The 9,598-nt window shown below is 68.5% G+C and carries 10 protein-coding genes and 1 pseudogene; 4 read left to right on the top strand and 7 right to left on the bottom strand.

Translation table 11 applies throughout. The features are described from left to right. Nucleotides 1–546: FAD-dependent thymidylate synthase (gene thyX, locus ACIQ2E_RS09030; protein ID WP_398329203.1), on the bottom strand; the 546-nt coding region annotated here is incomplete at its 3' end. Nucleotides 547–590: 44 nt separating this feature from the next. Beyond that, nucleotides 591–1,094, bottom strand: a complete 504-nt coding sequence (locus ACIQ2E_RS09025) for a thioredoxin domain-containing protein (protein WP_398329209.1) — start codon at nucleotides 1,092–1,094, stop codon at nucleotides 591–593. A gap of 147 nt (nucleotides 1,095–1,241) precedes the next feature. On the opposite strand from ACIQ2E_RS09025, the gene ACIQ2E_RS09020 reads away from it, so the two are divergent. After that, complete coding sequence (locus ACIQ2E_RS09020) at nucleotides 1,242–1,658, top strand: NIL domain-containing protein (RefSeq protein WP_398329202.1); 417 nt, start codon at nucleotides 1,242–1,244, stop codon at nucleotides 1,656–1,658. Then, the gene (locus ACIQ2E_RS09015) at nucleotides 1,655–2,161 is read left to right on the top strand and encodes a hypothetical protein (RefSeq protein WP_398329199.1); all 507 of its coding nucleotides are present in this window, start codon (nucleotides 1,655–1,657) and stop codon (nucleotides 2,159–2,161) included. The genes ACIQ2E_RS09020 and ACIQ2E_RS09015 overlap by 4 nt, the downstream gene beginning before the upstream one ends. Here the strand turns inward: ACIQ2E_RS09015 and ACIQ2E_RS09010 are convergent. After that, on the bottom strand, nucleotides 2,158–4,200 hold the full coding sequence (locus ACIQ2E_RS09010) for a transglycosylase SLT domain-containing protein (RefSeq protein WP_398329196.1): 2,043 nt from the start codon (nucleotides 4,198–4,200) through the stop codon (nucleotides 2,158–2,160). The genes ACIQ2E_RS09015 and ACIQ2E_RS09010 overlap by 4 nt on opposite strands. Between ACIQ2E_RS09010 and ACIQ2E_RS09005 the strand changes: the two genes are divergently transcribed. Together ACIQ2E_RS09005 and glmM are read left to right on the top strand one after the other, a co-directional pair. Then, nucleotides 4,199–4,423, top strand: a complete 225-nt coding sequence (locus ACIQ2E_RS09005) for a hypothetical protein (RefSeq protein ID WP_398329193.1) — start codon at nucleotides 4,199–4,201, stop codon at nucleotides 4,421–4,423. The two genes, ACIQ2E_RS09010 and ACIQ2E_RS09005, sit on opposite strands and share 2 nt — an antisense overlap. A gap of 43 nt (nucleotides 4,424–4,466) precedes the next feature. Further along, nucleotides 4,467–5,829 (top strand): annotated as a pseudogene (gene glmM, locus ACIQ2E_RS09000) (phosphoglucosamine mutase). Here glmM and ACIQ2E_RS08995 read toward each other — a convergent pair. The 4 genes from ACIQ2E_RS08995 to ACIQ2E_RS08980 form a co-directional block, all read right to left on the bottom strand. Then, nucleotides 5,816–6,796, bottom strand: coding sequence for a BadF/BadG/BcrA/BcrD ATPase family protein (locus ACIQ2E_RS08995; RefSeq protein ID WP_398329190.1), 981 nt, complete (start codon nucleotides 6,794–6,796; stop codon nucleotides 5,816–5,818). The pseudogene glmM and the gene ACIQ2E_RS08995 sit on opposite strands and share 14 nt — an antisense overlap. Beyond that, nucleotides 6,789–8,111, bottom strand: coding sequence for an IctB family putative bicarbonate transporter (locus ACIQ2E_RS08990; protein WP_398329187.1), 1,323 nt, complete (start codon nucleotides 8,109–8,111; stop codon nucleotides 6,789–6,791). Before ACIQ2E_RS08990 ends, ACIQ2E_RS08995 begins: the two co-directional genes overlap by 8 nt. Then, nucleotides 8,108–8,830, bottom strand: a complete 723-nt coding sequence (gene trmB / locus ACIQ2E_RS08985) for a tRNA (guanosine(46)-N7)-methyltransferase TrmB (RefSeq protein ID WP_398329206.1) — start codon at nucleotides 8,828–8,830, stop codon at nucleotides 8,108–8,110. Before trmB ends, ACIQ2E_RS08990 begins: the two co-directional genes overlap by 4 nt. Nucleotides 8,831–8,838: 8 nt before the next feature. Further along, nucleotides 8,839–9,598, bottom strand: a 760-nt coding sequence (locus ACIQ2E_RS08980) for an FIST C-terminal domain-containing protein (RefSeq protein ID WP_398329184.1), incomplete at its 5' end; no start/stop codon positions are given.

Below are 9,598 nucleotides of genomic sequence, written 5' to 3'. Positions count from 1 at the left end.
CACGAAGTGCTGGCGGTAGTCGAACGGCAGGATGCCGCGGGCGTGCTCCTCGGCGAAGCCGGCTGCGAGCATGTCGCGGTACCGCTCTGCGGCCAGCCGGCAGAGCTCGAGATCCTTGCTGCGCTCCTCAGCGGTGTAGGCGTATTTCTTGCCCTGGCGATCGCTGTAGTTGCCTTCTGGGCGCAGATAGAACACCTCCTCCAGCTCGAGCTCGCCATTGGCGGCCCGGCAGATGCGATCGCCCGTGTAGCGCATCGACTGCACATCGAAGCTCACGCCCACGCGGTGGGTGCGGGCCTGCTGCATCACAGAGTGAGGGAACCAGCCCACGTTGAGCACGATCTGGGCGTGCTCCAGCGGGCCGTAGTGGCCGCGCTCTCCGGCCAGCAGCCGCTTCACGCAGATCTCGCCGGCCTTGGTTTCATCGGGCCATTCGGCGCGATCGGCGGCCACGAATCCCTCGCTGTAGTCCTGGTGCATCGCCGCGTAGATGCACTGCTGCGGGTTCGGGGTAGCGGCGATCAGCTCAACCCGGAAGCGGTTCATGGGGAAGGTGCCGGCGCCCTGCAGGGTAGGCGGGGTTGCAGGGATCAGCCGTGACTGCGTGGACCAGCCATCGGCGTTGCCGCCAGGGTGGGCTGCAGGCTGCTTTGGCTGGCCAGGCCAGCTAGCTGCGGCAGTGGGGTTTCGGCAATCAGGGCCGTGGTGAGGGCTTCGAGCTCGGATTTGCTGCGGGCGCCGAGGGCTCGGCCGATGGCCGTGCCGGAGGCGTTGAACAGCTCCAGTTGGGGTATGCCGTTCACCTCATAGCGATCGATCTCCGGTTGCCAACGTGGGTTGTCGACATTGAGCAACACCACGTCGAGTTGGCCGTGGTGTTGCTCTTCGATCGTTTCCATGGCCGGTGCCATGGCCTGACAGGCCTCACACCAGTCGGCATAGAACTCCACCAGGGTGGGGCGGCCGTCTCCGAGGGCCACGGAGAGATCGAGGGATTGGCGCGCCAGTTTCTCCAGGGGTGCGGCCGGTTGCAGTCCGCCGCGCAGGGCAAAGAGGGCCAGCGCGAGCACGGCGCCAAGGGCGGCCAGCAGCATGCGGGCGCGGCGTCCCAGCAGGGGCTGGGCCGGGGAGTCGGGCGTGGGTGCGCTCACGGGGAGGCGGGGGGTGGGGGTCTGATGGCGAACCCACAATCTGCCAGTTTTCTGGCCCTGGTTAGCCTGTGCGCCGGCGGGCCAGACAGCGTGAAGCGCCGCATCACCCTCCATTTCCCTCGCGAGGCAGTGCACCAGCCGATTGCCTATCGGTTGGCGGTGGAATTCGACATCGCCGCGAAGATCCTGCGGGCCCAGATCGCGCCGAATCAGAGCGGCACCATGGTTGTAGAGCTCTCCGGCGATATCGATGATCTGGCGGCCGCTGAGCACTGGCTGGAAAGCCAGGGGCTCGCTATCAATCGTGCCTCGGGCCAGATTCGGGTGGATGCGGAGCGCTGCGTGGATTGCGGCATCTGCACCAGTGTTTGCCCCAGCGGCGCGTTGAGCAGCAGTGCTCCCTCTTGGCAGTTGCAGTTCGACGCGCAACGCTGCTTGGTGTGCGAACAATGCATTCCCACGTGTCCGTTCGAGGCCATCGCCCTGGTGCTGGAGCCATCCCTGTGAAAGCTGTGTTTGGTCTGGTGCTGCTGCCGCTGCGGGCACCAATGTTGCTGGTGCTGCTGCTGGTGAGCGGCTACATGGGGCTGCATTGGGCGGAGGTGGCTCCCCTGCTGCTCACCCGGGCTGAAACCCCCCTGCAACTGGAGCTGGCCGGGCCCCTGTTCTGGCCCCTGCAATGCCTGCAGGCTCTGGTGGTGGTGGTGTTCTGCGCCATGCCCGATCTGCTGCTGCGGGAGTTGTCACAGCTGATGGCCGCCAGCAAGGCCCTCACCCTGGTGGTGACGCTGCTGATCGTGATCACGGGGGGCCTTTATCTGCTGCACCTGGCGGTGTTGGCCGAGGTGCTGGTACTAGCGTCGTCGGTGCTGCTGGCCCGTCTGGATCTGAGCCGAGTGCGCCTTGCGCCTGCTCCGCTGATGGGAGCCATCGGCCTCAGCGTGTGGGTGCTGGTGGGGATCAGCTTGGGCGCTCTGGCGCACCACCGACTCGCCCCGCTGCTCGCCTAGTTCCGCGGGCAGATCTGATCCGGATCGCCCTGGAGCAGCTGGTAGCTCCATCGGTTCCCCAGCACTTTTTTCACATAGAGACGAGTTTCGGGATAGGGAATGGCCTCGCTCCACAGTTCCGGCTCCTGCTGGGGATCCGGCAGGGCTGGATTCAGCCAGCTCGCCACGGCACCGGGCCCGGCGTTGTAGCTAGCCACCGTGAGGAAGGGTTGGTTGGGCCAGAGCTGCTCCAGGCGCTGCAGGTAGCGAGCACCCAATCGCGCGTTGAGGGCTGGCTTCTGTAATTCCTCGCTGCTCACCTTGCGGCCAGCCAGTTCGGCGGCGGTCTCGGGCATCAATTGCAGCAGTCCCACCGCACCCACCGGCGAGCTCACGCCTGGGCTGAAGCGTGATTCCTGCCGCGCTACGGCCCAGAGAAGCTCCTGATCCACACCCTCCGCGCGGGAGGCCTGGCTCAGCTCCGCCTGGAAGCGCCGTGGGTGCTGCTGCTGGGCCCGTTGCCACTGCTGGCGGCAGCTGGTTTGGCGTAGGCGCAGGTTGGCGAACTCCAGTTGGCCCAGGCCGGTCCAGTCGTCACCGATGCCGGTACGCAAGCGCCCCTCCAGCAGCAGTTGTTCGGGGCCCTGAGGCGGGCGGCCACCACGCAGATGCCGCCAGCTCTCCCAGGCTTCCAGGGCCTGGCCTGTGCGCCACAGCTCATCGAGCCGCTGATTGCCGCTGCCCAGGGGCTGCCAGGTGAGTTCGGGGTGGTTGCTGCTGGTTGCTGGCGGCGCGGCGGCGGGCAACGGCTGCTCGAGCCGCACCATCGCCCGCCAGCTGTAGTAGCCCACGGGCTGGGTACGCAGAAGGCTGTGCCACAGCTCCTTGGCCCGCGAGCTCAAGCCTTGTTTCTGGGCGATGCTGCCCTGCCAGAACAGCTGCCGTGCTGCCAATACGGCCGGCAGGTTGGTGCTGGAGATGGCCCCCAGGATCTGATCAGCCTCCGTCCATCGCCGCTGGAGAAGGGCCTTGCGCGCCAATTGCCACTGCAGCTCCCAGCTGCTCGGTTCTTCCGGCCAGCGCTGCAACACCGGTTGCCAGGGGATGCGCTGCTCCAGCGCCAGTCGCGCCTGCACGGCTGGCCCGTTGCGCAGGCTGGCAGGCAGTTGCTCCAGCAGGGCGAGCACCGGGGCGCCGGGCTCTTCGGCCAACAGCGCGGTGGCTTCTGTGCCCACGGGGCTGTTGGGGTGCTGCAGGGCGAGCTTCAGCAGCAGCTGCTGGCCTCGCTCCTGATCGGCGCTGCTGCCCCGCAGCAGGCTGCGCCCCAGGCTGAGGGCCAGCTCCGGCGACGGTGGCTGCCCAGCCAGGCAGCGCTCAGCAGGCTTGCCATGCCCCAGCTGCAGCAGCCCGCTCGCCAGCTGCTGGCGTTGCCCAGGGGTGAGGGGTTGCTTGGGCTTCTGGCAGGTGCTCAGCAGCAGTGCTTCAGCGCCGGGCCAGCGGGCTCCCCAGCCGGCTAGATGCAGGCTGTCGCCGGCTTCCAACGCAGCGGCAAGGGCGGCGGGATGGGCGGGAAAACGGCGCAGCAGCAGCTCGTGCTGGCCCAGGGCGTAGAGCGCATCGGCGCTGGCGGGTTCCTGCGGGAAGCGGCGCAGCAAGGTTTGCCACAGGTCCTCAGCCCGCGACTTCTGGCCCAAGGCTGCAGCGCTCTGGGCGGATTGTTTCAACGCCACAGCGGCCAGGGGTCCATGGCCCCAGCCCTGGCCCTGGAGCAGCCGTTGGCGCTCTTTGGCCGCGCGCTCGGGCTGGGCACTGAGAAGCAGCGCCGCGTCGCGCCGGCGGGATGGATCGAGGCTCCGCCAGCGGGCGGCCTGCAATGCGGTGGTGCTGCTGGCCGGGTTGAGCGGAGGCGCCAGCTGCACAAGAGCCTGGCGCGCCGCGGCCAACGCCATCCCGCTGCCGAGGCAGGTGGCACCGATGAGCAGGACGGCGGAGGGGCGCAGCTGGGGCAACGCGGTGCAACAGGTGTTGGCATTCTTGGGGAGATCTCCACCCCAGGCCATGGGCCGGCTGCGTCTGCCTTCGCTTCCGCCGAGCTTCACCGTGTTGCCGGGCTGGCGGCAACGGCGGCGGGTGTTGCAGGTTTGGGCCCTGGCGGGTGTGCTGATGCTGCTGCGTCCGCTCTGGCCGCTGCAGCTGCTGCCCGGCTGGCTGGTGGGTAGCGTGCTGCTCTGGGCGGTGGTGGAACTGCTGCTCTGGGCCTGGTGGCCCCGGCGTTGGCGCTGAGGCCTCGGCCTAGCCTGCAGGCCGCCTCAGGTGCGTTGGTGTGATGGCCGAGTCGGCTGCGTTCTCCCTGGCTGCGTTCCCGCTGGGAACCCCCTTGCCCCTGGGCACAGCCGCCTTCGGCACCGATGGCATCCGCGGCCGGGTGGGCCACCAGATCACCCCGGCGCTGGCGTTGCAGCTGGGCTATTGGTGCGGTCAGGTGCTCCCGCAGGGTGGGCCGATCCTGCTGGGCAGCGATTCGCGCAGCAGCGGGCCGATGCTGGTGGCGGCTCTTGCCGCCGGACTCACCGCGGCGGGGCGCGAGGTGCTTGATCTGGGGCTGTGCCCCACCCCCGCCGTTCCGGGGGCGATCCGCCAGCTGGGCGGCAGCGGCGGCTTGATGGTGAGTGCCAGCCACAACCCCCCGCACGACAACGGCATCAAGGTGTTTGGCGCCTGCGGCGCCAAACTCGGCAAGGAGCAGCAGGCGGCGATCGAAGCCGGACTGCATGGCACCGCTGATGGCTCCTGCGGCAGTGGCTTTTGCGGGAACGGCCGGCTGCAGCAGCGCCCTGACCTGCTGGAGGCGTATCAGCAGCGCCTGCTGGAGAGCGTTGCCGGGGCGCGGTTGGATGGCTGCCGCATCGTGCTCGACCTCTGCTGGGGTTCAGCCAGCAGCTGCGGTGAAGCGCTGTTCAGAGCTCTCGGGGCTGATCTCACCGTGCTGCATGGTGAGCCCGATGGCAGCCGTGCTCGAGCGCGGCGCAGCGATGGGGTTTGCCTTTGATGGCGATGCCGATCGGATGCTGGCGGTGGATGGCCGCGGCCGCGTGGTGGATGGCGATCAGATCCTGTATCTGTGGGGCCAGTCTCTGATGGCCGAGGGTGCCCTGCCCGAGAACCGGATTGTGGCCACGGTGATGAGCAATCTCGGCTTCGAGCGGGCCTGGCAGGCCTCAGGTGGGCAGCTGGAGCGCACCGCCGTTGGCGATCAATACGTGCATGCTGCGATGGAAGAGCTCGGGGCGGCGTTGGGGGGAGAGCAGTCGGGCCATATCCTCTCGGCTCGCCATGGCATGAGCGGCGATGGTCTGCTCACCGCTGTGCAGGTAGCCACCTTGATTCAGGCGCGGGGAGGCTCCCTGGCCGATTGGATGGACAGCAGCTTCCACCCCTATCCCCAGAGGCTGGTGAACGTGACCGTGCCCGATCAGGGGCGCCGCACCGGCTGGCAGAGCTGCGCTCCGCTCAGTGAGGCGGTGCAGCAGGCCGAGGAGGCCATGCACGGGTTTGGTCGTGTGCTCGTGCGTGCCAGCGGCACCGAGCCCCTGCTGCGCGTGATGGTCGAAGCGGCCGAGCAGGGGGATGTGGACCACTGGAGTGAGCATCTGGCCGCGTTGGCGGACCAGTACCTCAACGCGGCTTGATCGCCGCCTGAGCGGCAAGGCTGAGCGCTCCGCTGCAGGCATCGCCGGCAGGTTCTTGCAACGTGGCAGCCGGGAGACGCTGCTGCAACGCTGCTCGGAAACCCTGCTGGAGCTCCTGCAGGTGGCGCAGAGCACCGCCAACGCCGCAAACCGCGGGCTGCGCCAGGTGCAGTTGCTCCGCCACGCCGTGCACCATCAGCGCTAGGGCCTCGGCAGACCGCGCGATCACAGCCTGGGCGTGGCTGTCGCCGGCCTGGGCCAGCTCATCCACCACGGGCGCGAGGCGGGCAAAGCCAGCAGCGCCGAAGCCCGGTGCCACCACGGCCGCCTTCACCGCGTGGGCTGACTCAGCTCCCAGCGCCTGCCAGAGCGCTGGCCGCAGCCTGCTCTCGGCGAGGCGCCCATCGGCCATCTGCACGCTCACGGCCAGGCCATCGCGGCCGATGTCCATGGCGGAGCCGGCCCCATCCAGCAGCCAGCCCCAGCCTCCGCAGCGGTGCATCTGCCCCTGGCCATTGCTGCCCACGGCGATGCAGCCGGTGCCGCTGATCACCAGCACGCCGGCGCCACCGCCGAAGGCACCGGCCAGGGCCGTGCGTTCATCGCCTACTACCACGGTGTGCTCGCCGGCGAGCTGAAGGGATTGGGCAGCCAGGGCAGTGGCCTCGCTCTGCACAGGGCTGCGTGCTTCGATGCCGCTGGCGCCGATGCCGGCAGCCTTCAGGCTCGTCGTTGGGTTCAGCTGTGCCGCAGCCAGGGCGGTCATCAGGCTGCTGCGCAGTGCCTGTTGAAAGCGCTCGGCGCCACCGGCTGCTGCCAGGTGGGTCACACCACTGCCCTGGCCCTCAGCGAGGGCCTGCCACGAGCCATCGCTCCCGAGGGCCGCCAGCCGGCAGGTGGTGTGGGTCTGGCCGGCATCGAAGCCGGCGATCAGGCGCGGCTGGGCCACAGAGATGGCCTCAGGCATCAGCGCTGCCCTGGCCGCTCCGGCTCACGCTGAGGGTGGCCAGACAGAACCAGCCGGTGAGCTGCACTTCGGGGCGGAAAAAGATCGTGTCGGTGATGCCTTGCATGCACAACCCTGCGATCGCCGCCAGGGCGGCCAGGGCCGGCAGCGCCCAGCTCGATTCGCCTTTGAGCTGCGCCCAGCCGGCGCGGACGCTGGCTGCCAGCAGGCCAAGGCCTGCCAGCAGGTTGGGGATGCCGCCCTCCACCAGCAGCTCAAGCGGAACCGAATAGGCGCTCAGCGCGTTGAACTTGGGCTGCTGATACAGCGGATAGATCAGGTTGAAGGCGCTGTTGCCGGGGCCGATGCCCAGCCAGGGCCGGTCTTGAAACATCTCGATCGCCGCCAGCCACACGTTGATGCGGAAGTTGTTGGAGCTGTCTTGCCGGCCGGCCACCAGACTCATCACCCGGATGCGCAGCGGCTCGATCTGGGTGACGGCCACCACCAGCACCGCCACGGCGGCGCTGATCAGCAGCAGCGGAAACAGCCGGCGCCAGAGGGTGGGCCAGTGGCGGGTCTGCCGCAGCACCAGCAGCAGCACAACCGCGCCCAGGGCTGCGAGCATCCCCAGCCAGCCGCCGCGGCTGTAGCTCAGAAACAGCGCTGCGCTGCCGGTGAGCAGTGAGGCCGCGGCAAACAGCCGCTGCGGCCACGAGCGCCAGCGCAGCAGCGCCACCAGCGCGATCGGCAGGATCGGGATCAGATATCCCGCCAGCAGGTTGGGGTTTTCGAGCGGGCCATACACGCGGATCGTGCCGTCGGCCACGGAGTTGGGGTCGGCCCAGCGGGCCAGCTCGGTGGTGTCGCCATAGAGCTGCCGAATCGCCATCACAGCGCTTACCAGTTCACCGGCCAGCAGGGCCGCCACGATCCGGTTCCACCACTGCGGCGCTCGCGCGAGCACGTCGCGCATCAAGGCGTAGACCCCGAGATAGCTGATCAGTTTCAGCAGCCCTTTGAAGGCCGCCATCGGCACCGGTGAAAAACCGGTGGCCAACACAGCAATGCCGAGCATCAGCAGCAACCAGCCGCTGATGCCGCCGATGCGCCCTGCTGGGGTGCAGAGGGCCCAAAGCAGCCACAGCAGCCCCGCGGCGAGGATCAACAGGCTCAATCCGCCGCGGGTCACGAGCGGTAGCCCGGCCATCAGCGCGCAGAGAACAAGTCCCGCCAGCAGGCTGAAGCGCGAACTGATGGGGCCTGAGGCGGCACCGGCCAGCAGGCCTCGCCAGCGCAATAGCCATGGGGTGGTTGGCGCCGGGGCCAGGCTCATGCCGTGGGAGCTGCGGGTTCGAGCGGATTATCGGTGGGTTCGGGGGTGGCTTCCAGCCATTGCTCCAGCAGCGCCAGCCTCGGGAGCGGTGCTTCGTTGCGTTCGTAGAGCACGCGATACACCGGGAGTTCTTGCCCCAGCACATAGGTTTCCCGCTCAGTGGGCACCGGCAGGGGGCTACCAGATCGCCAGGGGCGCGCATCGGCTGCCGGCCGGATGAAGCACCCACTCGCTTCGGCGAGGCCCACCATCGGCTCGATCACGGTAAGCACATCGCTCTGCATGAACAGGCGTTTGCCCGGCGCTAGGGCCGCAGCGATCGCCAGCAGCAATTCCGGCTGCAGCACCCGCCGTTTGTGGTGCTTTTTCTTGAACCAGGGGTCGGGGAACTGGATCGACACCAGATCGAGCTGGCCAGCCGGCAGCGCCGCCATCCAGGCCTGCAGGCTCACATTGGCGTTGCAGAACAGGTAGCGAAGGTTCCCCAGGGCGAGGGCTTGGCGGTCGGCTTCAGCGGCCTGCACCAGCGCCCGGCGGATTTCCACGCCCAGGTGATTCACGCTGGGTTGCTGTTGAGCCAGGGCCAGCAGGAAGCGGCCGCGGGCGCAGCCGATGTCGAGGTGGATCGGCTGTTGCGGATCGGCAAAGAGCTCGGCCGGCGCGGGCAGTTCCAGCGGGAGCTGGAAGAAGCGGCTGAGGGGGTTGACGTGCTGGCGCACCATGCGGCTCAGGAGGCAGGGCTGCCTGTGGGGGGATGGTTGGGCACAAGGAAGCCCCAGCTCGCGGTGTAGCCGTGCAGGTGGGTGGCGCCAGCCACCGGTCCGATCTCGCCATTGCAGAAGGCTCCGGCCACCGGCACCTGCTCAAACTGCTCGCGGCAGGCGCTCACGTCGCCATCGGGTTGGCCGTAGAGCCCTTCACCGCGGCCAAGGCAGGCAAACAGCAGAGCGGCGAGTGGTTCCGGCTGTTGGCGGCGTTGGCGGCTGAGCAGCTGCCGCTGCTCCTGGCGAGAAGCGTTGGCATCCCGCAGCTGAAACTGCACCCGTTGGCCCACGCGCAGCCGCTCGCCCACGGCCACGGAGCCGGTGCGGGGATCGACTCCGATCAAATTGCGCACCAGAAAGGCGGCGTCATCGGGGGTGTCGCTGCTACTCAGCTGAAAGCTGCTCTTGGCCACCCCAAGGAACAGGGAATGGCGCACGAGCTCCCGCTCCTCTGGATTGAGCTGCTCCAGGATCGCCTGCAGGCAGGCCACAGGGGTGCCCTGGTGATCGCCATCGCTGAGCCGCTGCACCACATTGCGCTCGGCCTTCTCCACCTCAAACACCGGGCCGATCGGGCGGCAGCCCTGGGCTACCACGGGATCGATGCGCCAGGCACCGCTGATCAGGCAGCCCACGGCTCCCTCCACCACCTGGTCGTCGAGCAGCAGGGAGCCGTGGCTGGCGTTGTGCTGCCCGGCAATGCCGCCCACCTTGGCCGCCTCG

The organism is Vulcanococcus sp., assembly GCF_044369115.1.
Classification (GTDB): Bacteria; Cyanobacteriota; Cyanobacteriia; order PCC-6307; family Cyanobiaceae; genus Vulcanococcus.
Note: the sequence above shows the minus strand (reverse complement) of the source record. Positions and strands in the feature narration are given on the sequence as shown.